Below are 24,075 nucleotides of genomic sequence, written 5' to 3'. Positions count from 1 at the left end.
TACCTCATCTTAATAATTCTGTGGATTGTCTGCAATACTAATAACAGTTCGTGCAAATGCATCACACGCAGCACGACAAGCAGATTGAGATCCAGTCAATAAACCACCAGCAAAGTTTGTTTCACTTGGTGGACCATAGAATGCTCCAACCGTCACATCAGCAGCTTTTAAAGCAGCATCCAAACCTACCATAGCTTCAGCAGGAGGGGCAATCAAGTAAGCAATTGCTGTACCTTCTTGTGCATTAGCACCTTCAGACAAATAAGTACCTGCTCTTGAAATACAGTGAGCAAAATATGGGATACTATCATCATCATTTGCGCTATAGAAGCTAGCTCCGTTTTCAATTTCATAGACCACAACATCCAAGCCACTGCGAACCTCTTCTGGGTTTGGCCCAGCCAAGATACCGATTACTTCACCAGCTAGTTTAGTTGAGGCATTTCCAGCTCCAGCATACATACTGCGAGCGTAAACAACTTCAACATCGGCTGCCTTTGTTGCTTCATCCAAAGCAACATAGGTTACATCATCGCAGTCAGAGGTAATAATTCCCAAACTTCTGTGATGTGGTTTCAATTCCAATGATGCTGCTAACCCTGCATCTACATTAGAAATCAATAATGCACTTAATACGTTAGCGCCAAGTCTATCATTTCTCAAAATCTAAACCCCTTTTCTATTTTAATTCTACACCTGACTTCTTATTATCAAGAATCTTCTTAATAATTTCAGCCACGTAGGCACCAGCTTCAACTGCTGGAGTTCCACCTTTATGGATATTTGATACTACTGTACGACGAGATTCTGGCATACCAACTGTAGGTTTATAAGCCATGTAAGCACTCATAGATTCAGCTGTTACCAAGCCAGGACGTTCACCTACAAGCATACAGATCACTTCAGCACCTGTAAGTTCAGCAATTTGGTCCATTGCTGCAACACGGGCATGTTTGATGAAAAGAACTTCATTATATTCAAGACCAAACATTTTTAAACCTTGTTTCAAAGCTGGCAAGAAATCCTTTACGTTTGCTTCAATGGCTGATGAACTCAATCCATCACCAACAACGATCTGGACTTTAGGATTTGATATACAAGATTCTTTAATGATTTTTTGTTGATCTTCTGGGAATACACGACCATAGTCTGGACGAGTTAAGTATTCATCCTTAGTTGCTGCTTTGGTTTGAACTGGAATGAATCCCATTTCTTTAACAAAATCATCTGATACATAAGAGAATACTGCATCTTGTGCTGCCGCATGGTCAGCACGGAAACGAAGAACTGTTTCAGTCTTGTAACGGTTACCTGCTCTCCACAATCCCAAACGAGCTGGTGTGAATTTTTTAATTTTACGATAAGCTTCTTCGTTAATGGCATTCGGAATCAAAAATTGTTCCTGAATATCCACTTCTGTGATATCTGGAATCATTCCATCCTCAATGAGGCTTTCTTCTTTATCAGGTTGAACACCATTACTCACAGGCGCCTTCAAATCAGAGTTAACTGTTCGCACCTCTTTTTCAGGCTCTGTTATAGCATTCGTATCTAATTCACTTAACAAAGAACGAATCATTTCTTTCAAATCTTGTTCATTCACTGTCAGTACCTCCTCACTAATTTCGTTTCATAAAGACAGATCCATCTCCACCAATTTCAGTAAGATGTCCATCTTTCATCAATCCCATGCCTTCCATCCATTCTTCAAATTCTTTGATTGGACGTTTGTTCAAGAGATCACGCATTGTTGCAGTTTCATGGTAACCAGTAGTTTGGTAGTTCAACATGATATCATCTCCATGAGGAATTGCCATGATGTAGTTAACGTTTGCTGCACCAAGTAGAACCAATAGATTTTCAGCATCATTTTGATCGGCTTTCATGTGGTTAGTGTAACAGATATCACAACCCATAGAAATACCAGTCAGTTTACCCATGAAGTGGTCTTCCAAACCTGCACGAATAACTTGTTTTGAATCGTACAAATATTCAGGTCCGATGAATCCTACTACTGTATTTACCAAGAATGGATCAAAGCGTTTTGCAAAACCATAACAACGTGCTTCCATTGTTACCTGGTCAGCACCATGGTGAGCGTCTGAAGACAATTCAGAACCTTGACCAGTTTCAAAGTACATCACGTTTGGACCAGCTGCAGTACCAACTTTTTGAGCCGTATCTTTAGCTTCCTGAATCACTTTAGCATTAAAACCAAAGGCTTCATTTCCTTTTTCAGAACCAGCGATAGATTGGAAGACCAATCCTGTTGGAGCGCCTTGGTTCATTGCTTCAATTTGAGTTGTAACGTGAGCTAGTACACAGTGTTGTGTTGGGATCTTATACTCTTCAATAAAGTCATTGAATTTATGAAGAACACGTTTTGTACTTTCTACAGAGTCATCAACTGGGTTCAACCCTAGAAGAGCATCCCCACATCCATAGGCAAAACCTTCCATTGTAGAAGCCATGATACCATCAGGATCATCTGTAGTGTGGTTTGGTTGCAAACGAGATGAGAAGGTTCCAGGCATACCGATAGTTGTATTAGCGCGTTTAGTGATGATGATCTTATTCGCTGCGACAATCAAGTCAAGGTTAGTCATCAACTTAGCAACGGCTGCGACCATTTCTGAAGTCAAGCCACGAGATAGCCATTGAATGTCTACATTTTGATGTTTGTTATCCAAAATCCACTCACGGAGTTCAGAAACTGTCCAGTTCTTAATTTTTTCATAAGTTCGAAGGTTTACATCATCGATAATAATGCGTGTTACTTCGTCTTCTTCGTATGGTACAACTGGGTTGTTAAACAAATCGGAAAGTTTTAATTGTGATAAAACTACCTTAGCTGCCACACGTTCTTCAGAAGATTCAGCAGCTACGCCCGCAAGTTGGTCACCCGACTTGTATTCATTGGCTTTAGCTAGAACTTCTTTTACTGATTTGAATTCATAGACTCTTCCAAATAATTTTGTCTTTAAAATCATTTAAAGTCTCCTCCCTTAATAATTATCTTAATTAAAAACTAACGTTTTAACGACGACCGGTAAAACAGATCCCTCTATCACTGGATTACCAATGTCTATATAGTCCCCATTTTGAACATCAACGGAATCTATACATACAAATGGATAATCCTTTGGTAAAATAGCAAACAAACATTGTCCCAAAACTTTAGCCATATCTTCTCTCACGACCACAAGTAAGGGAATATTTTTTCGAATCGTTTCACCCATTCCTTCGACGATTGCTGTAGCATATTCTTGTACTCTTACAAAACTTGGACTTTTTTCTCCATTAAGTGCTAAAGCAACCTGTTGGACCTCATTTTCCAAAGTAAACCATTCTAATTTATCACGAATGATCTTGGTTAATTTTTCGCAACTTTCTAGTTCATCGTCCTTGGCTAATTTCAAAACAGGAATGTTTCGAATCGGTAGTGTTTTGGAAATATAAGTAATGGTACTTCCACTAACTTCTGTTGTATGGCTACCAGCACCCACAACTGTTGCCCGAATAGTTTCGGCCGATTCAATTACTTTCTTTTGTTCGAAAATTTTTGATTGACGAATGGCGCGTCCAAGTATGATACCAATGTCCCCGTAAGCGAAATCATTAGCTACAGCTTCTTCAGTAATAGTATCTGCTACTCCGCCAGAAAACGAAACACAATTAATTTCATAATCCAACCTTAAACCATGGTTGGTTTGTAAGAATTCATAATATGAAGCATCAACATCTAGGCCAACAGCCTTTTCTAATACACGGACCATAATTTGAATGAGTTTATTCAACTCATCCTTATTAACAATATCATTTAAGAACAATCTTAAACTCTCTTGTTTAATAATTTCTTGTAATTTTGGTGCAATGTATTGGATTTTATAGGTGGTTGGATCAATTTTGATCAAGCGTCCACCAATATCTAGACATCCAGTATCTATGACGTCCCCTTCGCGAAACGCTGCGAAGTTTGAAGTTCCACCTCCAATATCAATATTTACTACTGACGTATGGTGTTCCTGAGAATATTGATGAGCACAAGCGCCCTTGCCTGCGATGATACTCTCAAGGTCTGGTCCAGCAGTAGCAACTACGAAATCACCTGCGTAACCACTCAAGGCTTGTAAAACCTGACTAGCATTTTCCTTTCTAGCCGTTTCACCGGTAATGATCACAGCCCCCATTTGAATATTTTGCTTTTCAATTCCTGCTTTTTTATATTCTTGAATAACAAAGTCTTTTATCTTATCAACTTCTATCAAAGATTGATGAGAGATGGGTGTAAAAATAATTTTACTTTTATAAAGGACTTTTTTATCCGTTATATAAACTCGCGGAATTGTAAATACTGAAGCAATATTTTCAATGGTAAGTTCAGATAGGACTAGTTGAGTAGTTGCAGTTCCTAGGTCTAACCCAACACTCAAAATTTTATCCGACATAGGAAACCTCCAAAAAAGACGCCTAAAGAATGCACTGAAACATCGTTTCTGCATTCTTTAAGCGTCATTGCTTTTCGACTGACTTCATTGTTAGTCTTTAATTATTTACACTTTAAAAATTATCTTAACTTGCGTTCCCTCATGACTTGAGGTTGTTACAAGTCTTCCGGATAATTTGCTATCTACAAATCGTTGAACAAGGATTAAACCAAGATGCTCTTGGCCCACGGCTTCAACATTGTAACCGCTACCATTATCAATTACTTGTATACGTATTATATCATCATTTTTCGTCATTTGCAAACGAATACATTGATTTTTTTTATTTTTTTGATATTTTTTATTGGAAAAAGCATGCTCATAAGCATTTTGTAATAATTCATTAATAACCAGTGCCAATGATGATGCTCTATTATGATCTAGATAGATTTGATAACATAACTCCAATTTTAATTGAATATCAGGTCTTTCTGCAAAACAGCGTTGAAGATTAGATGAAACAATTTCAATCAGGGACTTCAGATCGATTTGCTCATGTTCTTGACTAGAAAGAAGCTCGTAGGTAGCAGCAATCGAGAATATCCGGTTAATACAATCTTCGAAAGCAACTTTTGTACCCGATTCTTTGACCTGTGCTCCTTGCAATCGCAATAAAGAAATAATAGTTTGAAGGTGATTTTTAACTCTGTGATTAATTTCTCGAGACGCTATCACACTCTCTTGGATCTCTTTGTCTTTTTCTTGAAGGTCACTGATATCCCTTATGGTAATAACGGTTTGATGATTGCGAGCATTGGGGTAACACTTCACTTGAAAATAGTGCTTCCCATACTTAACAGTTTTATTACTATCTGAAAAATGATCTTCTACTAATTCAGAAAAGATGGTTCCATCCAAGGAAAGATTATCATAATGCATCCCTTGAACACTATCCAAGTAGCCTAACTTCGTTCGATATAAGATAACAGCAGACTGATTACAATGGAGTAGAAATCCTCCTTGATCAAACACTAATACTGCATCTTCTACATAATCTAATAAGGATACTTCGTCTTCTCGACTTGATTCTGAAGGAGCCTGAAAAATATAGGAATTGTCACCTTTAGAAGGCTTGAGAGAGAAGCCAGACGAAAAGCTATTTGAAAAATCACTTTCAACAATTAAAGTAGCAATGACTTTTTCTCCTCTAGTAATCGGAAAAACAGTCTGTTCAATTGCAACTCCTTCTTGCGATTGTCCACGGAGTCCAACAGAAGGAACCCCTGTCTGGAGAGTTCGTAACACCCCTGGTTCGTTTTCCAAAAATGCTGATTGCCCTACCACTGTCTTTTCATACAAGCTTTCCTTTGTATGAGGCTTTCTATGAAAAACAACAATTGCATGGTCCGAATAAATATTTTTGACATCGATGAAGACGTCCTTATCCATAAACTCTTTGCTAGATAAAACCGCCTCTGATTGCCGAATCAAGTAATCAATATCCGCCTCGTTTAAATCCGTTTTATCTTCACAAAATTTCTTTATTTGATTATTGTGCTTCATTATTTAATAACAGCAATTTTGCAATTTCAATCATTGGAACGCGTTTTTGCATACTAATGGTCCTAATCTGTTTAAAAGCTTCAGGTTCTGAAAGATTATCTCTTGTCATCAAAAGCCCTTTTGCCTTTTCTAAAAGAATTCGATCGTCGAGCTTTTTACTAATTTTGATTAATTCTTTTGAAAGTAATTGCTGTTGCCGCCCTTTCTCTATACAAACTGCTATTGTAGGAATTAACGATTTTGCATCCAACGGTTTTACTAAATAGGCACTCGCACCCGTTAAACTCGCTTTTTGAACATAATGATCATCATTAAATGCAGAGAGAATAATCACCCCATACGCTAATCCATCATCTAGTATCTTTTTCCCCGCAGATAATCCGTCCAGTAATGGTAATTTAATATCCATAATGACTAGATCGAAAAAGTGTTTTTGGCAAAGTTCGATAGCTTCAAAACCATCACTTGCTTCTGCAGCCACTTCATAATCTGACTGTTCTAAAATTTGTCTGATATCTAAGCGAATAATTGGATCATCATCACAAATTAGTATTCTGCCCTTCATGAAATCCTTCCCTCGTTTGAAATTATGTTCTTGTTACAATGGTACTTGAAAAGCCTAGTATTTCCTCTAAGCCATTTAGAACCGCATGGAGTGAAGCATCTACTGATGCAACATCTCCAGTCATTACAACCGATCCACTAAAGCGATCGACAAAACCAATCTGTACTCCCGCTGCTTTCGTAGCAATATCCACAGCAATAATAGCTGCCTCACTTGGAGTGATGGTTAATATTCCAATAGCATCTTGAAAATCAGTCTGTAACCCCAATTTTTCAAAAATTACTGGATCAGGACTCGCAATCAAATGAGCTAATGTGACTTGTTTCCCAGGGACATATTCCTGAATCATTCTTTGTTTTTCCGACATATATTACCACCTCTGGATTGGTTTTACACTAAATATAGTTCTAAATAATATGATTATACTATAATTGGTATCCGCTTTCAACTCAAAAATTTCACAATCTTTGTTTCAAAGGTCTATCTGTCTTCTAGCTATAGGCTTAAACGATAGGTTTCTCGAGCAATCATCAATTCTTCATTAGTTTGGACGACAAGGATTTTACATTTGGAATTGGCATCTTGGATATACAAACTACCATTTTCATTTAGCTCTTTGTTCACAGACATTCCGAACACCTGTAATTTATCAACAACCAAGGAACGGATTAGAGCTGCATTCTCTCCAATTCCTCCAGTAAATACTAAAGCATCAAGTCCATCAAGATCTACTATATAGGATGCTATTGTATGGGCTACACGATTCACAAACATCTCAATAGCTAATATTGCTTTTTGATTCCCTTTCGTCACGGCTTGAATCAAATCACGCATATCATTGCTCATTTCGGAAATTCCAAGAAGACCTGAAGCTTCATTCAGTAGTTTCTTAACTTCATGGATTGGCATCTTCTGTCTTTCAACCAAGTAAGGGATGATCATTGGGTCAATACTTCCACATCGCGAACCCATCATTAATCCATCAATAGGGGTGAAGCCCATACTCGTATTCACTGACTGCTGCTCTTTGATCGCACAAATACTGGCACCATTTCCTAAATGACAACTAATGATTTTAACATTTTCCTTAGCATGCTCTTCTTGCTGAAAGATCTTTTCTACCGTTTCTGCAATATAGGCGTGGCTGATGCCATGAAAACCATATTTTCGAACATGAAACTTTTCGTACAAACTATAAGGCAAGGGATAAAGGTAGTGAACCGGTTCCATGGTCTGATGGAAAGAAGTGTCAAAAACAGCGACATTTTTGATGCTAGGAAAATGAGTTTTAAATGACTTGATAACAGAAAGACTGATCGGATTATGGCTCGGTGCCAAATCTCCTAAATCTGAAATGATCTCCTCATTTTTTTCATCTACCAATACAGATCCTTTAAAACTCTCTCCTCCATGGGCAACCCGATGACCAACTCCAACAATCTCTTCTATTGAATGAATTTCTCCACTCTCTACAAGAGTCCCTAGCAAAACTTGAACTGCAAATTCATGGCTAGGAATACAAACATTTTTTTGAACTTGGTTTCTTTTAGTTTGATACTTTACTTTACCATCTTTAAAACCGATTCGATCAAAGATCCCTTTAGCTATTACTGCTTCACTTGGCATTTCTAGTAACTGAAATTTCAAAGATGAGCTTCCTGCATTGATTGCTAATATTTTATCCGACATTTTTTCACCTTCTAAATAAAGAAGTAGGACAGACCTTATTTCAATAGCTTCTGTCCTACAATCTATTATGTACAACTTTTTAAACAATCATGCTTGTTCTCATCAAGTTGTATATTTTTCTGCTTTTTTCCGTATTCCACGATTACATGATATTGACAAGTAGGACTGCTAAAATCGCTCCAATAGTAGGACCCACTATTGGAATCCAGGCATAAGACCAATTTGCATCCCCTTTATTTGGAATTGGTAAAATAGCATACGCTAAGCGAGGACCGAAATCACGGGCTGGATTGAGGGCAAATCCTGTAGTTGACCCCAAAGACAGACCCACTGCCATGATTAATAAACCAACTAATACAGGTGTCAATCCAGGTGTGATTTCACCATGGGTAATCATCAGCAAAGCAAAGATAAAGAAGAAAGTCGCAATAATTTCACTTAGTAAATTATAGAAAGGATTTGGAATCGCTGGACCCGTTGCAAAAATGCCCACTGAATTTCCTTCTTCCTGACTGGTTTCCTTAAAGTGTGTATGGTACATCACCGTTATAATCGCAGCACCAACGAAAGCTCCTGCTACTTGCGCAATGATGTAACCAAACACTTGATCCCAAGGGAATGATCCGCCAATTGCAAATGCAATGGTAACTGATGGATTTAAATGGCCACCTGAATTATAAAATCCCGCCGTATAAACGCCTAGAGTAACTGCTAAGCCCCAAGCAAAGACTGCTGTGAACCAGCTAGGAGCAAAATTTTTAGCGATTGCCTTGTTCAAATTGAGAGATGCTCCAAGACCATTACCAAAGACTATCAGGACCATTGTCCCTAAGAATTCACCTAAATATTTTTCCATTATGATACCTCTACTTATTATCTATCAATGGCATATAACGCAATTTCTTGGTCTTGTATAGAATTTCCACCACTGACTCCAATGGACCCCAGTAGATGTTCTCCCTCAAAAATTGGAACCCCACCAGAAAGACTGACAATTTTATTGTCCAACATCATTTCCAATTGATATAACCATTGTCCCGGTTGCGTTAATGGTTTTAAATCTTTTGATTCCATCTTCATTCCTACAGCAGTATATGCTTTTTTATAAGCCATCTCATCGCTAACTAATAACGCATGTTCCATTCTATAAGTCATGATGACGCGAGCACTTGAATCAAGAATCGTAATGACAACATCAACTTGTAAGTCTTTTGCTTTTTTCACTGCTCTTTGTACAATATCCCACGCCTTTTGATAGAGTGGATTGGAATAATTCGAATAATTTGATTCAACAGGATAACGATTCAAAATTTCTTTAAGGATCTCTAAAGTCATTTTTTTAATTTTATCCTCATTCATCGTCACTTTAACCACCTCCTGCTAATCTTGAACTAAAATGTAACATCAAAAATCGAACTTGTGTTAAAGGGTACCCCTTTAACTAACCGAGCGGCATTCGTGCCCAATAAACGTAACTCCCGATTTCCAACACCGTCATATTGTTTAATTCTATAAACATATTTTTCTTTGGGTAAATTCCTATAATGAAGGACGATATCATGTTTATTGGCCGCTATGCCAACTAGTAAGGACGATTCATGAGAAGCACGATGGGCTGTTAAAACAACATCTTCAACTGTTTCTGCCTGAATATATTCAAACGGTATCCCTTCTTCTTCAATACCAAAACCAACTTGATCAAAAACAGCTGTTTCACTATCCTTTGGGATATAGAAAATGATCTTTGGTTTATTAGATAATTGAATAGTCATAACGGCCACCCTCTGCCTCTCTAGCATACGTCAAGATTAACCCAGTGGCTACAGCATTCCTTGGCCCTTCATTTCCTCGTACATTTCCGCGACCTGCTACGATGGCATGTTGTGACAAGGCTTCTGTCACTAGCTGCGGAATTTCAAAGTCTAATGCAGAACCACCAACAATGACGACGAAAGGAATATCACGAATATTTTCCGTAGGACTCACCCGTTTCAGAGCACGAATCGCATTGGTGACAAATACACGCTCTTTAGCAGATTGCCGAACCAAGCGAATCTTCTCAATGGAAAAGTCCTGGTTGTTCAACGGAACAAACTCTTGTTCACCTTTTACTATAACCACACGTGCAAATAAATCACTCGATAAGGGTTGATCAAAGAATTGAACAGTTCCGTCTTCATGACGGATATGGAAAAGACTCTCAACTTTAGCTAAAGGATATTTTTTGATATCTTCCGCCAAATGACGATTCTCAAGGCCAAGCTCTGAGTTAATCAGCATGGTCACCATATCCCCTGCTCCTGCCAAGTGAATAGCATGGATCTCACCCTGCTTATTAATGATGGAAGCATCTGTAGAACCGGCACCCAAATCCAAAATAGCAAGTGGCGTGTCAGATCCTGGAGTCGTTAAAGCCCCTAAAATAGCCGCTTCTGCTTCAGAACCTCCTATTTCAACTGGGATGCCCAACTCATGCTTAATTTCTTTAGCTATGATAGACATTTGAAGTTTATCAGAATTAACCATAGAAGCAATACCAACCGCTTGTTCCATAGAAAATTCACCAGCTAAGCCACCCTGAACGGAGATCGGAACAAAGGTATTCACTGCTAATAAATCTTGAATAGCTATCTGATCTTGACTTTTATCTGTCAGTTTGGCCATGGTTTGCCGTACTTTTTCAAGCATGCCACCGACGTTTGTTCCAGCTTCTCCAATTACATTTTGGATATTTTTGGCAAGGACCACCTGCTCCATGATCGCTTCAGAACCCTTAGAAACATCCACACGTAAGATTTGATTTTCACCAATAATTTGTATGGTCCCTGCTGGAATTTTACGGGCTTTGACATCACCTTTTGGCGTTTTAATCACAACCGCTGAACGATTTCCAATCAGGGCACGCGCGATTGGCACAATGCTCTTTGTTTCTTCCGGATTCAGTTCAAAAACAGTCGCAATCCCATAAGGATTAGATAACTGTGTAATGACTTTTCCCTGCTCTACAACTTCTACCGCAGCTAACATACCCAAAGGTACCTTATCAATATATAGAATCTCATCAACGATCGGGATTTTAGATCTTAAACGATTATTGACCAAGACACCATCATCTGCTTGGAGCACAGCCCCTTGAATGTTGTAATCGTTTTCAAAATAAGCATTAATCAGCTTCGCTACTAAATCAAAATCAATATCCTTTGGAACAACTACAATATAAGGCTCCGTTTTCACTTGATTAATTAAGTCAAGAATATGGACCGTTTTCCCGACACCTAAACCAAGTCCGCCTGGTGTCCGAGGATTATGACCAATCATTGTGGATTCTGTGATCACAGTTTCTGTAATGGTTTCCATAGCTACGTCCCCGATAACTGGCGTTGCTTCGTTAATGCGAATCAAACTAATATCTTTTAAATCAAGTGACGTCTTAGCCATTAATTTGCGAAGAGAATCATAGATTCCATGAACATTTTCTTTCGTTCCCTTAATACCAGTCGTATCAGAAATAGCAGATGAAAGGAAGTGAAGTTTATTTTGTGCAGTATCAAATGCTGCTAACGCAGTTTCTGTTGAGGAATTCCCAATATCAACACCAATGATATATTTCACTATTTTCCTCCAATTCTATCGCGCTGCTAATTATCGCCTTTCAATTTCTTACGACGTTCATAATGTTCAGCAGCTTCTCTAATAAATCCTGCACAAATCTTTGCTTGATATTGTGTTTCCAATTCTTCTGCAATGGATAAGAGTTCCTCTTTAGAAGAACGATAAGGGCGTAAAGCATTGTAAATTTCTAGAACACGTTTGTCTGGAACACGAGTCAATTCAGCAGCCCGAGAAAAGTTATATTGAATAGCCTCACGACCAGAATTTTTGGCGATTTCACCTTGTTTAATTAGAATCTCTGGTTTAATCCGTAAGTCCTGAGATGAAATTTGACCTGAAAGAATATTTTCCAATGTAACATCTTCAAATTTCTTGTTATCTCCAATTTTAATCCAGTCTGGATGCTTTTTAGCAATTGGATAATCATTAGCTGTTGCTTCGTCTTGATTGCTACTTGAAAAGCTTGGAGCACTTGTCTCAGAACGATTCATTTGTTCTAAGATTTGTTTTACTAATAATTCAACTGATTCTGCCATTGTGGACCTCCTACTTTAAATTAACACACACTCATCTGCAGGCTTACCTTTTACGACCAATTTTGTTTCTTTAATGTGAAGTAAAGCTGAGTAAGCCTGATATTTTGGACGTGCCATTTGATCATTCAAGGTAGGAACAGGATTTGGTGTTTCACCTTTTGCATATTTGGCAGCATTTTTACCGATTAAACGATAGGTTTCAGGAGTCAAGAGTGGGGCTTGAGGGAAGAGTTCAAGATTACTCAATGGTGGTAAATCACGTTGGTGGATAACAGTAGTCCCTTTGGACTGTACACCAATAGAAATTCCAGATCCAGAAAGGTGATCCCCTTCAACAGCTACGAAAGCCACGTCAGACGAACGATACACTTTCACAATCCGAGCTTTCAAGCCTTCTTCTTCGATTCCTGCAATTAATTGTCTCAATACTTCAGTGTGCGGTATGTCAACCATTGTTTTAACTTGCTGTTCCCCAAAAGCTGGACCAACTGCAATGACAACTTCGTCAACAGATTGACTTGGCTGAGCAACCCCAACTTTTCGAATAACTGTTCCCTCATTGACGGATGCCGTAGTTGTAGCATCTACATGATGAGTTGGTTCTACATGATCGTTAGATTCTGCTTTAACTTCTTTTAACACACTCTCGATGATCGAGCGCAACAACGTTTCATTTATTTCTGTCATCGTTAGGTCCTCCTATATATCACGAGGGTCGATCGCACGTGGAATATCTTTAACCTTTTCCCATTCTTCTCCCACTAGGCGATGTCCAGTTCCGACACCAACATAATCGTTCGGAGAGTTAATAGCTGATATAACATTCCAATCTTTATCGAAAATAGCAGAAGTTTGTAAAAAGTCACCTGCAGCACGTTGTTTAAACAAATTCAAGAGTTCATTGGCAATTTCTGGGAAGCCATTGTTTGCCAAAGCCTTAATAAGATCCACACCTTGAACACCACGTTCAAGGATACCTTGAGCCGCTTTGATATCTTCAACCTTATCACGGTCAGGCATATCTTTTGAACCGTGTGCATAAGTCGCCGCTTCCACTTCTTCATCTGTGATAGCAGGTAAACCTAAGCCTTTAAATAGAGCTTGCATCACGCGGGCAGCTTTATTCCGTACTTTGATAACTTCTTCTTCACGAACAGGGCGCAAACCACCATCTACACGTAAGTCACGTTGCAGAACATTGTAGTCGTCAAAATCTTCAGCATCCCAGTTAGATCCAGCAAACATATTGTCATAGTTTGGAGTTGCAGAATATCCAGAGTTAATAAAATCGGTACCAGGTGCAAACTGCATTAAGGTACGTACAGAACGCCGCAAATCTGAGTGAGTAAATGTTTGGTCATTTGAAGAGGCACATTCAAGGTCCAGCATCGTCGCAATTAAGTTTTCAGCAACGACTGCACGAATACCACTTGGAACAGCTGCTGGAATACCAATACAACTAACAGAACCATTTTGTGTTCCTTGAACACCCGCAGCTTTTGTAATATATAGACAGCGAGCTTCCAAGTAAAGCATAGACTTACCTTCTGCTTGTCCCATTTGAACTTCTGAACCAGTTCCTGAAGTAAAACGCATCTTCAATCCACGAGAAGCATAGGCAGACGCCAAAAAGGCTTTTGACCAAGGAGTATCATCACCATCTGTAAATACATCTTCTGTACCATAAACGGAGATAGTTTCAGCATAAGCTGTGAAGCCACGCATACCAAATTCAAGTTCTGTTGCTTCTTCCAATGAACACTGAGTGAGAACTCCAGGACGACCAACTTGCGAACCAATCATAAGAGACAAGGCATTGAAAGGTGCATAACGAACAACGGCTACTGTGGTTTCTTGTTCAGCAAATCCACGCAGAGCCCCTTCTGCAGCATCCGCAGCAATCTGTACCGGATTATCATTCACGTTTGTAACGTGCGCTTGTGTTGCTGTTTGTTTCCGTGTCCGCATTTTTTGCAAACACATCATGATTTCAACAACATTCATGTGATTCACAACTTCACAAATTTTTGCAGGAGTCATTGCTTTGGTCAATCGAACAATTTCAGAACGTGGTACATTCGGAGTTAAAATTTTGTTAGCGATCTCTTTAGAATCCATTCGAACAACTTCTTCTGCATGTTTCAAATCAATTCCATAAGTAGCGATAAACTGATCGATTAAATCAAATTCTTCTCTTGCTTTTCCATCTAATTCAACTACGACGCCATTTTCAATACGAATACTAGGCTTTGGATCATTAGGGCTATCCATAGCCACTAAACCTTCTTCAACCCACTCTGTTACGAATCCATCCTGATTAATTGGTCGTTTACTGAGAACTTCAAAACGTTTTGATTTAGTCATGTTTCATTCCCCCATTCTCTAAATGTAGGATGGCTGACCATTCACTGGTGTGTCACCGAGACTTCCAAGCAATTGAAGCCCGATTTCTCTTGCAGAAACGACAGCTTGTCTCACTGCTCCAGAATCACCACTGATAAACAAAATAACCTCATTTGAATGGCTTGTTCCACCATTACCTGGTGAAGCATAACCAACAACATCAACTGTAGCTGATTTAACTGCAGTATCCGCCATAACAACTCCGATGGCTGCAGGCGCACCTACAATGAGACCAAAGGCACGACCAACTTCAGCACCAAAAGCTGTTTCGATGGCATGGCTTGCTCTCGCAGTGTATTGCAATTCGATATGGCCTGCTTCATTGGCATAGACATCCCCAAATGTACGATTGACTTCTCCTAAAGTTACTTCTACTGCACGGCGTACATCTGATACATCTTCTCCACCAAAGATAATTAAGTTACCATGTCCTGCTCCACCTTTTGTATCACGAGGTAATTCGATGCTAACGATCTCTGTATTTGTAGCTTTTACAGCTTCATCTGCAGCCATAATATGAGGTCCAGCTCCTGTACGAGCACCTACAATACCAATAGACCGATAGTATTTTTTCAACTTCATAGCATCCAACAACTGTTGATCGACATTGGCAATCACGAGACCAATGGTATCTCCTGTTGGATTTGAACCAACAAATTCAGTAACATTACAATTATTAGCCATTTTATTACTCCTTTATGTATGATAAAAACGACTGTAATATTTTTAAAAAGCCTGTTCTACAACTTTCAACAATTCTTCAACTGTAGGAACTCTTGGATTCGTAATCGTACACTTATCCACTAAGGCTGCTTCTGCAATCTCCCGCTTATTTTCATTAAAATCTTCAAGTCCTACTCCATAAGCGCTCAATGAAGTTGGGTGATCTAATTTCTTCTGAAGTTTCCGAACAGCATCGACTAGTTGTCGTACACCAAGAACAGGTGTAGAAGCACTCAAGCCTAATAAACGAGCAATCTGTTGATAGCGTTCAGCAGTTTCTTTATTCAAATTACCTGTGCGGACACCATTAGTTGTAACATTGGCATTATACTGGATAATATGTGGCATTAAGATGCTGTTGAGACGTCCATGTGGGATATGGAATTTTGCTCCTGCGGCATGGGCGATACTATGATTGATCCCCAATGAAGCTGAGTTGAAGGCCATTCCTGCCAAAGTAGAGGCTACATGCATTTTTTCACGAGCTTCTAAATCATGGCCATCTTTGTATGCACGAGGTAAGTATTCAAAAACTAATTTGATAGCTTTTTCAGCTAAAGCGTCAGAAAAATCAGTTGCTTTATTAGAAACATAAGCCTCGATTGCATGCGTCAACACATCCATACCAGTATCAGCTGTGATATTAGCTGGTAAAGTTTCCACCAAATTCGAATCCAAAATTGCGACATCCGGTAAAATATCCCAATCGACAATCGGATACTTCTGTTCTTTCTCTGCATCGGTAATCACTGCAAAACTAGTTACTTCAGAGCCTGTACCACTAGTAGTCGGTATAGAGATTAGTTTCACATCTTTAAAGACACCTTGTTTCTTAGCAAAGTAATACATGGCTTTAGAAGCATCGATTGCAGATCCCCCACCAACTGATAAGACAATATCGATTGATTTTCCTTCAGTAGCTTTAATCCCTGCCACGATGACATCAATTGGCGGATCTGGAACGATATCCGTAAAGATCACAAGATCGTTACTTGTATCTAAGAATTCAAGAATTCGATCCAACTGTCCAGATTCTTTTAAAAATGGATCAGCAACAACCAATATCGATTGGTTGTGATAATCGCCCAAGTGAGCCAAGGCACCCTTACCGACATAAATTTGTGTTTTGTAGTAAATGTTATACATTTGTTCCCCTTTCTTTCTTGAGTTTCATTATTTTACCTCCTTTACTAGATGAAACTCTTCAGAATACATAAAAAGAAGCCACATGAAATACAGCCAAACCACACAAAGTTTTGGCATATTTCATATAGCTTCGTCGCTTAAATTTGTACTCCTTTGTACTTTATAAAAAGTATACCATAAAAACGTTTTCAACGCAAAAGAAAAAGCATATATTTTTATATTTTTAAGCATAATACTTGCAGTTTCTTCTAGATCATGATATCATGTAATTACTAGAAATGATTTTGGTACTTTTAAGGGTATGGAAGTTTGGTGAAAATCCAACACGGTCCCGCCACTGTGATAAGCTTTGCTTTAAGTCAGGTCTTTATTCTTAAATTTTAGTAGATTTCACGCCTCGATGTAAGGTGGTGATGTCAGTTAGGAAATACACCAAAATAGTGCTTTCCCCTATTGACTCTACGTTTAAGTACGTATCATTTTCTAAGGATGGATTTTCCATCATCTGCGAGGAAGCAGAGTCAATATTTGGAGAGCTACTGTTAACCAATGATGCTTAACACGAAGTTTGTACACTGATGTACATATGGCTTTCGAATGTGAACCTTACCTTTCCCTCTGGGGAGGTAAGGTTTTTTATATTTTCCTAAAGGATGCTCTATTCAAAAACTTTAGTCTCGACATCAACAGAAAAGCACTACCCTATTTTAGTTTGGGTAGTGCTTTTTCTATTAGCTATTATTCTTCTGTGCCCAACGCTCCACATCTGCCTTTGTAATATTGTGGAACACCTTAGCTCCTCTTTCATAAGGAATATCTTGGCAGTGTTTACGATAGTTAATGACACGTGCAAGCGCAAAGAAATAATCAGATAAACGATTGATAAAAATCAAGACTTGATTATTGATTTCATTCGTCCACATGGTCGCTACCACAAGGCGCTCTGCACGCCGAGCAATGGTTCTTGCTACATGAATCATAGAAGCAATTTCATCGCCACCAGGTAAAATAAATCTTTCCAGAGCTGGCGGGATATCCGCATAAGTATCAATTCGTTCTTCAATCCATTTAACGAGGCTTTCATCTACTTTATATGGGTATACACCATGAGGAGTAGACAAATCAGAACCACAATCAAACAGGTAATTCTGTAACTGATACAGTTCGTCTCTCAATTCATCAGCTGGATCCATTTTACTAATCGTATAACCGACCCAAGTGTTTAATTCATCTACGGTACCATAAGCATTGACACGATCTGAATCTTTTGCAACACTTTGGCCACCTACTAATTTTGTAAGGCCTTTATCTCCAGTCTTTGTATATAGTTGCATATTTTCCTCCTTTATTAGCCTTTATCTAATGTCGACGTAGTCATCCCGGTCCAGTTTTCCCTCCTCAAAAGTTGGCATACGCTCTATGGTGTATACAGAACTTTCCATTAAAAAGAAAGCTAAAGGACAACCTGATCCTTCCCCTAAGCGCATATCCATCTGAAGCATCGGGGATAAGCCTAAATAATCCGAAACAATTTGATAGCCCGGTTCTGTAGAACAATGAGATGGAAAACAGTAGTCAACTACTTCTTTCTTTAACTGTGAAGCAATTAAGAATCCTGTCAAAGAAATCAACCCATCAATGACACAAGGAAGTTGGTACTGGGCACAAGCTAAATAGGTGCCAACCATCCCCAACATGTCTAGGCCACCAACTTTGGAGACGAGATCGATGATATCACTATAGGGAGCGTGTTTGGTTACCGCTTCTTGAATGACAGCTGCTTTATGAGCCTTCATATCTTCAGTCACACCCGCTCCGTAACCTGTTACCTTTTGGGCAGGAATTCCCAAAGTGGCAGCAATGACTGCTGCGGAAGTTGTGGTATTTCCAACCCCCATCTCTCCTGTTCCAAATAAGGTATAGCCCTGATTGATCTTTTCAACTGTTCTTCTATACCCAACTAAAATAGCTTCAATGGCTTCCTCTCGAGTCATGGCAGCTTCTTTTAGCATATTGCGAGTTCCATGTAACACATGGTCCGGATTATCGGAATAAATTTGACTCTTACAACCAATATCAATGACACAAATATCAGACCCAGCATGTTCTGCAATATTACAAACCCCTGCTTTACCATTTCTGATATTATTGGCTACAATAAAGGTTGTTTCGATAGGATTTGAGGAGATTCCTTCTTCACAAATTCCATTATCCGCTACATAGATCATGACGATTTTTTTTGATAGCTGGATTTTGTTAGGAAACATCGCATATAGCTTGGCATAAATTTTTTCCATTTTACCTAATGCACCAAGAGGTTTTGCTAAGTGATCACACACCTTTACACCCTCTTCTAATGCTGTAGCATTAATGGGTACAATTTTATCTAAGATTTGATTTAATTCTTCTTGCCTATTCAAGGATCTCCTCCACCTTCTTTACATGGGTACAATTTTATCTAAGATTTGATTTAATTCTTCTTGACTATTCAAGGATCTCCTCCACCTTCTTTACCTGGAGCCCGTCGTATATAATCTTGCTTAGATTTCTGAGAGAATAGTAGCTTGCTAAAGGATGATGAGACAGTCGTTCTTCTAACTCAGCCATGCGCATCAGTTTCTCTTCTGTCAGCAGAATGCCAACAATACTACCACTATGGGCAACATTAACCCCTAGTAAACCTAATTCATTTACTATGTCGATAATATCGTTTAAATAGGGTTTGGGTAGTCGTTTATTATTCAATAAAGCACTTTTAGTCGCAACGGCGCCTAATAGCTGCACATTTTGCTTGTCACAGGCTATTTTAAAATCAGTCAACAATGTTTTTGATTGGTCAGCAGGATATAAGGGACTATCCGTCATTCTTATGAAAGTCGTCGTATCAACCATTTGATCTGGCTCTAGAATGTACACATATAGCTTTGGCTTCCACCTTGTCTGCCATTGAATCGCACCATTAAGAGGATTCATCACGGTCCAGTCTGAAAATCCAACGGAGTCACTTGGTTCAATCTTTGAACAAAGACTGGTTAATAAGGGAACCGATACTTTTTCATGTCTATAGGCAGAATAAGCTCCTAAGATCGAGAGCATATCCGCTGTACTGCTAGAATAGCCCTTCCCAACAGAAATATCTGTTTGAAAAGTATAGTCGAAATCTATCTGATCTGTTAGTTCATTGATGACTTGCAGCATTTTAGGCCGCAACTCTTCTTCCATGACACCTGTTTGAGGGCCAATCACTACTTGACTTTTCTTTTCAATGGCATATGACATCAAAAACTCTTCACCATCTACCACACATTGAAACAATTCTCCGCAAGAGCCTGGACAAGATGCTTTTACTGCCCTCATCACTCTTCTTTTCCTCCAAGAATCGCTTCTAAGGTAGCTAATAAACAGCTATTCTCCTCTCTACTACGAACCGCAATGCGGTAGTAATCACTCGTCAAATTGCGATAGTTCGCACAGGAGCGGATAAAAATGTTATTGCGCCATAATTCTTCACGTAAATCCTTAGATCCCGTATACTGAAAGAAAATATAATTGACACTTGGTTTTAGAACCCTTAATGAAGAAAAAGATTTCAAGGATTGATAGAGGAAGTCTTTCTCCTTCTGTAACCATTTTAAAGTTTGAGTTTGATAATCTCGATCCTTTAAAATCACCGGCAAGGCTTGAAGAGCCAATGCATTGATCGTCCATGGAGCTCTTCGTTCATTAATTTTTGCTAAACAAGGATGAATCCCCAGAGCGTAGCCTAAGCGTAATCCTGGTATAGCGTAAAATTTCGTTAAAGAGCGAACGACAATCGCATTTGCGAAATCACTCAAGTACGGAACAAAACTATATGCTTCCTCGTCTTCTAAAAAGTCAATAAAAGCTTCATCTAGTATATAATGAATATTCTGTTCCATCAATTTTTTTCCGATTTCTAGCAGGTGACCAACTAGAGCAAGGGAGCCAGTTGGATTATTAGGATTACACAATAGGACAACATCTCCAGCTTCCAATTGGTCTATAGCGGATAATAGACCTTCCACAGTCCAAGTAAAATGAGGAGCTGTTAAATGATGATAAAGAATTTCTGTCCCTTCTTGATGAAAAGCTTTTTCATATTCCATGAAGGTGGGACTTAAAATCAGTAATCTCTTTGGCTTTAAGGTTTGAGCTAGTTCGTAAAATAAGCCAACTGCACCATTTGACAAAAGTATTTCTAGGTCTTGATTTCCATGATGATCCCTCAGCAAATCCTTTTCATATTGGTTTGTGATGTCCGGATATTCCGTAATTCTATCAATACTGTCCACTAAGACTTGGCGGAGGCTTGTAGAAACTCCAAGCGGATTGATATTGGCACTAAAATCAATCCAATTCTCAGAAGAGTTCCCTTTTTTTTCAGCTAATAGACGTCCATTCCCTCCGTGTTCAACAATCATACACGTCTCCTTCTTGAAAATTATAGTAGTACCACTAGATTATATCATGTTTACTCACTTTCAAGAAAGGTTTTTAATTCGTCTATTCCTGTATTTTCAGTGGAGGAAATTTCAAAAATCTGTTTTACGCCAGCTCCTAACAGCTGTTTGCGAGCAAATTCTAATTGTTCCTCAGAGTCTACTAGATCAATCTTACTAATGATTCCGATGACATCCTGGGTAAATAATGAAGAAAATCCTTGAGGAAAAGTTTGCATAGTTGAATTGGCTGCAATTAAGAGCCCAATAATTTCAGCTTCAGCCGCAGTCACCGTCAACGCATTATAATAACGTCTATGTTGTAAAAATTCTCCAGGCGTATCAATAATACTATCGTGGAATTGTACTGCTTGTGTTTTATAATACTGAATATCTAATCCTTTTAATCGTTGGGTTAGAGTAGTTTTACCAACCCCAACCGAACCAACAAACATGATTTTCCTCATATATGTCCCCTATTTTTTGATCAACTGAGCTTCGTCAGTTCCTAACTTAATGGTTTCTCTACTCTTGACCAAAACACCCTTGTTTTCGTCACGACCTTGTAGGAAATACTTAGCATCTTTGCTATCATATGTATCTACAGCAGTCTGTGATAACAAACCAATTCCTTTAGAAGGATCACGCAAGAGATTGAAGAGAATACCCATTTGTAATCCATCAAAGTCTTTCAACATTGCATAGTCCCCATTACTATCTCCCGCAATTAGGATAGGATCTTGGTTACCATGCTTGTCAGCAATGAATTTCTTGATTGTTTTCGTTTTTCCTTCGCCTTGTGTTTGGAAGTAGTCATTATTGTATTCTGATTGAATAACACCAGATTCATCTTTTACTAGTTCCATACCGTAAACATGGTCGTCAGTGATGTTGTAACCATATTTTTCTTTGGTTGCAAAAGGAACAATAACATCACGGAAAGATGCTGACACAACATAGACTTCAATACCGTTGTCCTGGAGAGCTTTATAAAGATTTTGCATTTCTTTTACGGTACGAACGCCACGTTTAAATTTGATTTCAACCTGCCCAGCTTCACCCTTTAAGCTTTCAGGACTTTCCCAAGTTTCGAAGACTAAATCTTCCTCAAGAGCCCGATCAATAGCTTTTTCGGTCAAGGCTTGAACCTCTTCAGAAGTCATTCCAGTAAACAAATAGGTTACCCATGGATAAGAAATATCTGAACTGAAAGTTCCACCAATCGCTTCGTAAAGATAACGTAATTTTGCACTGAAATCTTTGTACTCATTTAATTCTTTAACTTCTTCTAAGCTCTTTGACCCATTAAACCCCTTGTACTCATTGTAAATTACTGTATAATCAGAAACAATGTCCTTAGCAATCTTATGAATATTGACTGGTTTACCTTCTTTATTGTTATGGTCTTCCGTAAAGTCATCTTCCGGAATATTAGTACGAATCGCTTTGTCTAACTCTTCTGGAGTCATCTTAAATCCTAGGTTTTCAATTTGATAAGTAAAGGTTGCTTCACCAATATCATTGATGACCGTTGTATTGTCCCAGTCAAATACAGCATACGGTTTTGCAGATTCGTCATATTTAGAACTAGATTTCCCATTTTCCTTAATGACATTGCTTAATTTCTTATAAAGTTTATCCTCCCATTGACCACGTTCAAGGACTTGTTCTTCTTTCTTAACACTTGTTTCTTGACTAGCTTTGCTTGATTCCGTCGTTTTAGACGACTCTGAAGATTGACAGCCAAACATAAAAAGAGCAAGACCACACACTAAAAGTAATCGATGTTTTCTCATTGAAAAACCTCCAAATAAATATTTTTGAACTACAAAAAGGCAACAAAGCATCTATGATTTGAAACGGTTGCTTCATTGCAATCATAGGCCTCATTGCCTTATGTATATTGACAAATCTATTATACTAACCTAACTATAAAATGTCAACCGAAAACGGTTTCATTTTTAGAAAAAAAACGATATCCATGTAATTTTTTTCTACCACATAGAATATCATTTTAGAATGATAGCAAAATCTAGTTCTTTAGAATCGTAAAAACATCCATTCTAACCTACTACTACTTGATTTAACAGCATTCTTTTACATATCTTTACAGATGATTTATTATTCATCAAATAATCTTCCTCATGAATTGAAAAAGCCCTCTTTCGAAGGCTTTTAAGATATTCATTAAAACATACTAAATACGACAACTGCTAATACCGCACCGATGATTGGACCAACTACTGGTATCCAAGCGTAACCCCAGTCACCATCTCCTTTGTTAGGAATAGGAATGAGGCTGTGCATGATACGAGGTCCTAGGTCACGAGCTGGGTTGAGAGCGTAGCCTGTAGTTCCACCGAGAGACAAACCAATCCCTACAATCAAGCTACCAACGGCAAAAGTACCGAGTCCTGCTTGAAGGTCATAAAGACCAAGTGCAAAGATAGTCAGAAGCAAGACAAAGGTTCCAAGGATTTCACTGATGACGTTTGAAGTAGTATCCTTAATAGCTGGACCAGTACTAAAGGTTGCAAGGATATTTCCAGGATTTTTTTCTGCTAGGTAATGCGGTTTGAACTGTAACCAGACAAGGACTTGCCCTACCATGGCTCCAGCGAATTGAGCGATGATATAAGGAATCACAGATGCCCAAGCTAGTCCACCATTAAGAGCAACCCCAATTGTCACCGCTGGATTCAAATGTGCCGGACTTAACTTGCCAGAGATAAAGGCTGCCACTGCAACTGCAATCCCCCAACCAAGAGTAATGACGATCCAACCTGAGTTATGGCTCTTTGTTTTTGGAAGAACCACTCCTGCTACAACCCCATTTCCCAAAAGAATCAGGATTAAGGTCCCTAAAAATTCACCAAATAATTCTTTCATATGATTTATTTCTCCATTATAAAGAGGGGCCGGTCAGATATTCTCCTTTCCAACCCCTTTTT

Annotated in this window: 24 protein-coding genes and 1 riboswitch; all 24 genes read right to left on the bottom strand. The window is 38.7% G+C overall.

Going from position 1 to position 24,075, the window contains the following annotated elements; genetic code table 11:
• Window positions 1–9: 9 nt before the first annotated feature.
• The 24 genes from eutL to HMPREF9421_RS06220 all read right to left on the bottom strand — a co-directional run bounded on the left by eutL (window position 10) and on the right by HMPREF9421_RS06220 (window position 24,013).
• Complete coding sequence (gene eutL, locus HMPREF9421_RS06335) at window positions 10–663, bottom strand: ethanolamine utilization microcompartment protein EutL (RefSeq protein WP_006596186.1); 654 nt, start codon at window positions 661–663, stop codon at window positions 10–12.
• Window positions 664–679: 16 nt separating this feature from the next.
• Window positions 680–1,603, bottom strand: a complete 924-nt coding sequence (gene eutC / locus HMPREF9421_RS06330) for an ethanolamine ammonia-lyase subunit EutC (protein ID WP_006596185.1) — start codon at window positions 1,601–1,603, stop codon at window positions 680–682.
• Window positions 1,604–1,619: 16 nt separating this feature from the next.
• Window positions 1,620–2,990: an ethanolamine ammonia-lyase subunit EutB gene (locus tag HMPREF9421_RS06325; RefSeq protein WP_006596184.1), complete on the bottom strand. Its 1,371-nt coding sequence runs from the start codon at window positions 2,988–2,990 to the stop codon at window positions 1,620–1,622.
• A gap of 27 nt (window positions 2,991–3,017) precedes the next feature.
• A complete protein-coding gene (eutA, locus tag HMPREF9421_RS06320) occupies window positions 3,018–4,448 on the bottom strand; it encodes an ethanolamine ammonia-lyase reactivating factor EutA (protein WP_006597210.1) in 1,431 nt (476 codons plus the stop codon).
• Window positions 4,449–4,553: 105 nt separating this feature from the next.
• Complete coding sequence (locus HMPREF9421_RS06315) at window positions 4,554–5,990, bottom strand: sensor histidine kinase (RefSeq protein ID WP_006596182.1); 1,437 nt, start codon at window positions 5,988–5,990, stop codon at window positions 4,554–4,556.
• Window positions 5,977–6,555 carry an ANTAR domain-containing response regulator gene (locus tag HMPREF9421_RS06310; RefSeq protein ID WP_006596181.1) on the bottom strand — a complete coding sequence of 193 codons (579 nt, stop codon included), beginning with the start codon at window positions 6,553–6,555 and terminating at the stop codon, window positions 5,977–5,979. Before HMPREF9421_RS06310 ends, HMPREF9421_RS06315 begins: the two co-directional genes overlap by 14 nt.
• A gap of 22 nt (window positions 6,556–6,577) precedes the next feature.
• On the bottom strand, window positions 6,578–6,922 hold the full coding sequence (locus HMPREF9421_RS06305; RefSeq protein ID WP_006596180.1) for a BMC domain-containing protein: 345 nt from the start codon (window positions 6,920–6,922) through the stop codon (window positions 6,578–6,580).
• A 128-nt stretch (window positions 6,923–7,050) separates the two neighbouring features.
• Window positions 7,051–8,244: an acetate/propionate family kinase gene (locus HMPREF9421_RS06300; RefSeq protein ID WP_006597215.1), complete on the bottom strand. Its 1,194-nt coding sequence runs from the start codon at window positions 8,242–8,244 to the stop codon at window positions 7,051–7,053.
• 142 nt (window positions 8,245–8,386) lie between these two features.
• A complete protein-coding gene (locus HMPREF9421_RS06295; RefSeq protein ID WP_006596178.1) occupies window positions 8,387–9,100 on the bottom strand; it encodes an MIP/aquaporin family protein in 714 nt (237 codons plus the stop codon).
• 17 nt (window positions 9,101–9,117) lie between these two features.
• A complete protein-coding gene (locus tag HMPREF9421_RS06290; protein ID WP_231911648.1) occupies window positions 9,118–9,603 on the bottom strand; it encodes a GlcG/HbpS family heme-binding protein in 486 nt (161 codons plus the stop codon).
• Window positions 9,604–9,635: 32 nt separating this feature from the next.
• Window positions 9,636–10,016, bottom strand: a complete 381-nt coding sequence (locus HMPREF9421_RS06285) for a glycerol dehydratase reactivase beta/small subunit family protein (RefSeq protein WP_006596176.1) — start codon at window positions 10,014–10,016, stop codon at window positions 9,636–9,638.
• Window positions 9,997–11,856 carry a diol dehydratase reactivase subunit alpha gene (locus HMPREF9421_RS06280; protein WP_006596175.1) on the bottom strand — a complete coding sequence of 620 codons (1,860 nt, stop codon included), beginning with the start codon at window positions 11,854–11,856 and terminating at the stop codon, window positions 9,997–9,999. Before HMPREF9421_RS06280 ends, HMPREF9421_RS06285 begins: the two co-directional genes overlap by 20 nt.
• A 26-nt stretch (window positions 11,857–11,882) precedes the next feature.
• Window positions 11,883–12,392, bottom strand: coding sequence for a diol dehydratase small subunit (locus HMPREF9421_RS06275; RefSeq protein ID WP_006596174.1), 510 nt, complete (start codon window positions 12,390–12,392; stop codon window positions 11,883–11,885).
• Between the two features lie 15 nt (window positions 12,393–12,407).
• Complete coding sequence (locus HMPREF9421_RS06270) at window positions 12,408–13,079, bottom strand: propanediol/glycerol family dehydratase medium subunit (RefSeq protein WP_006596173.1); 672 nt, start codon at window positions 13,077–13,079, stop codon at window positions 12,408–12,410.
• A 12-nt stretch (window positions 13,080–13,091) separates the two neighbouring features.
• The gene (locus HMPREF9421_RS06265; protein WP_006596172.1) at window positions 13,092–14,756 is read right to left on the bottom strand and encodes a propanediol/glycerol family dehydratase large subunit; all 1,665 of its coding nucleotides are present in this window, start codon (window positions 14,754–14,756) and stop codon (window positions 13,092–13,094) included.
• 18 nt (window positions 14,757–14,774) lie between these two features.
• Window positions 14,775–15,479 (bottom strand): propanediol utilization microcompartment protein PduB, encoded by a 705-nt coding sequence (pduB, locus tag HMPREF9421_RS06260; RefSeq protein ID WP_006596171.1) that lies wholly within the window; start codon window positions 15,477–15,479, stop codon window positions 14,775–14,777.
• Between the two features lie 42 nt (window positions 15,480–15,521).
• On the bottom strand, window positions 15,522–16,664 hold the full coding sequence (locus tag HMPREF9421_RS06255; RefSeq protein ID WP_006596170.1) for a 1-propanol dehydrogenase PduQ: 1,143 nt from the start codon (window positions 16,662–16,664) through the stop codon (window positions 15,522–15,524).
• Between the two features lie 276 nt (window positions 16,665–16,940).
• Window positions 16,941–17,086: riboswitch (adenosylcobalamin (AdoCbl) riboswitch) on the top strand.
• A gap of 309 nt (window positions 17,087–17,395) precedes the next feature.
• On the bottom strand, window positions 17,396–17,998 hold the full coding sequence (locus tag HMPREF9421_RS06250; RefSeq protein ID WP_006596169.1) for a cob(I)yrinic acid a,c-diamide adenosyltransferase: 603 nt from the start codon (window positions 17,996–17,998) through the stop codon (window positions 17,396–17,398).
• Between the two features lie 21 nt (window positions 17,999–18,019).
• Entirely contained in the window at window positions 18,020–19,084 is a 1,065-nt protein-coding gene (cobT, locus tag HMPREF9421_RS06245; protein WP_006596168.1) for a nicotinate-nucleotide--dimethylbenzimidazole phosphoribosyltransferase, read from the bottom strand.
• Between the two features lie 64 nt (window positions 19,085–19,148).
• Entirely contained in the window at window positions 19,149–20,021 is an 873-nt protein-coding gene (locus HMPREF9421_RS06240) for a GHMP family kinase ATP-binding protein (RefSeq protein ID WP_006596167.1), read from the bottom strand.
• Window positions 20,021–21,106 carry a threonine-phosphate decarboxylase gene (locus tag HMPREF9421_RS06235; RefSeq protein ID WP_006596166.1) on the bottom strand — a complete coding sequence of 362 codons (1,086 nt, stop codon included), beginning with the start codon at window positions 21,104–21,106 and terminating at the stop codon, window positions 20,021–20,023. The genes HMPREF9421_RS06240 and HMPREF9421_RS06235 overlap by 1 nt, the downstream gene beginning before the upstream one ends.
• Before the next feature lie 50 nt (window positions 21,107–21,156).
• Window positions 21,157–21,591: a EutP/PduV family microcompartment system protein gene (locus tag HMPREF9421_RS06230; RefSeq protein WP_006596165.1), complete on the bottom strand. Its 435-nt coding sequence runs from the start codon at window positions 21,589–21,591 to the stop codon at window positions 21,157–21,159.
• Between the two features lie 9 nt (window positions 21,592–21,600).
• Window positions 21,601–22,920 (bottom strand): haloacid dehalogenase-like hydrolase, encoded by a 1,320-nt coding sequence (locus tag HMPREF9421_RS06225; RefSeq protein WP_006597225.1) that lies wholly within the window; start codon window positions 22,918–22,920, stop codon window positions 21,601–21,603.
• Window positions 22,921–23,311: 391 nt separating this feature from the next.
• Entirely contained in the window at window positions 23,312–24,013 is a 702-nt protein-coding gene (locus HMPREF9421_RS06220) for an MIP/aquaporin family protein (protein WP_006596163.1), read from the bottom strand.
• Window positions 24,014–24,075 lie beyond the last annotated feature (62 nt).

Source organism: Streptococcus australis ATCC 700641 (assembly GCF_000186465.1).
Classification (GTDB): domain Bacteria; phylum Bacillota; class Bacilli; order Lactobacillales; family Streptococcaceae; genus Streptococcus; species Streptococcus australis.
This window is presented reverse-complemented; position numbering and strand designations above follow the sequence as displayed.

What these genes read in the sequence shown, in the direction of transcription:
- HMPREF9421_RS06325 (WP_006596184.1), bottom strand. Translation starts at nt 2,990, where the DNA reads ATGATTTTAAAGACAAAATTATTTGGAAGAGTCTATGAATTCAAATCA.
- eutA (WP_006597210.1), bottom strand. Translation starts at nt 4,448, where the DNA reads ATGTCGGATAAAATTTTGAGTGTTGGGTTAGACCTAGGAACTGCAACT.
- HMPREF9421_RS06315 (WP_006596182.1), bottom strand. Translation starts at nt 5,990, where the DNA reads ATGAAGCACAATAATCAAATAAAGAAATTTTGTGAAGATAAAACGGAT.
- HMPREF9421_RS06310 (WP_006596181.1), bottom strand. Translation starts at nt 6,555, where the DNA reads ATGAAGGGCAGAATACTAATTTGTGATGATGATCCAATTATTCGCTTA.
- HMPREF9421_RS06305 (WP_006596180.1), bottom strand. Translation starts at nt 6,922, where the DNA reads ATGTCGGAAAAACAAAGAATGATTCAGGAATATGTCCCTGGGAAACAA.
- HMPREF9421_RS06300 (WP_006597215.1), bottom strand. Translation starts at nt 8,244, where the DNA reads ATGTCGGATAAAATATTAGCAATCAATGCAGGAAGCTCATCTTTGAAA.
- HMPREF9421_RS06295 (WP_006596178.1), bottom strand. Translation starts at nt 9,100, where the DNA reads ATGGAAAAATATTTAGGTGAATTCTTAGGGACAATGGTCCTGATAGTC.
- HMPREF9421_RS06290 (WP_231911648.1), bottom strand. Translation starts at nt 9,603, where the DNA reads ATGAATGAGGATAAAATTAAAAAAATGACTTTAGAGATCCTTAAAGAA.
- HMPREF9421_RS06285 (WP_006596176.1), bottom strand. Translation starts at nt 10,016, where the DNA reads ATGACTATTCAATTATCTAATAAACCAAAGATCATTTTCTATATCCCA.
- HMPREF9421_RS06275 (WP_006596174.1), bottom strand. Translation starts at nt 12,392, where the DNA reads ATGGCAGAATCAGTTGAATTATTAGTAAAACAAATCTTAGAACAAATG.
- HMPREF9421_RS06270 (WP_006596173.1), bottom strand. Translation starts at nt 13,079, where the DNA reads ATGACAGAAATAAATGAAACGTTGTTGCGCTCGATCATCGAGAGTGTG.
- HMPREF9421_RS06265 (WP_006596172.1), bottom strand. Translation starts at nt 14,756, where the DNA reads ATGACTAAATCAAAACGTTTTGAAGTTCTCAGTAAACGACCAATTAAT.
- pduB (WP_006596171.1), bottom strand. Translation starts at nt 15,479, where the DNA reads ATGGCTAATAATTGTAATGTTACTGAATTTGTTGGTTCAAATCCAACA.
- HMPREF9421_RS06255 (WP_006596170.1), bottom strand. Translation starts at nt 16,664, where the DNA reads ATGTATAACATTTACTACAAAACACAAATTTATGTCGGTAAGGGTGCC.
- HMPREF9421_RS06250 (WP_006596169.1), bottom strand. Translation starts at nt 17,998, where the DNA reads ATGCAACTATATACAAAGACTGGAGATAAAGGCCTTACAAAATTAGTA.
- HMPREF9421_RS06240 (WP_006596167.1), bottom strand. Translation starts at nt 20,021, where the DNA reads ATGAGGGCAGTAAAAGCATCTTGTCCAGGCTCTTGCGGAGAATTGTTT.
- HMPREF9421_RS06235 (WP_006596166.1), bottom strand. Translation starts at nt 21,106, where the DNA reads ATGATTGTTGAACACGGAGGGAATGGACGTCTATTAGCTGAAAAAAAA.
- HMPREF9421_RS06230 (WP_006596165.1), bottom strand. Translation starts at nt 21,591, where the DNA reads ATGAGGAAAATCATGTTTGTTGGTTCGGTTGGGGTTGGTAAAACTACT.
- HMPREF9421_RS06225 (WP_006597225.1), bottom strand. Translation starts at nt 22,920, where the DNA reads ATGAGAAAACATCGATTACTTTTAGTGTGTGGTCTTGCTCTTTTTATG.
- HMPREF9421_RS06220 (WP_006596163.1), bottom strand. Translation starts at nt 24,013, where the DNA reads ATGAAAGAATTATTTGGTGAATTTTTAGGGACCTTAATCCTGATTCTT.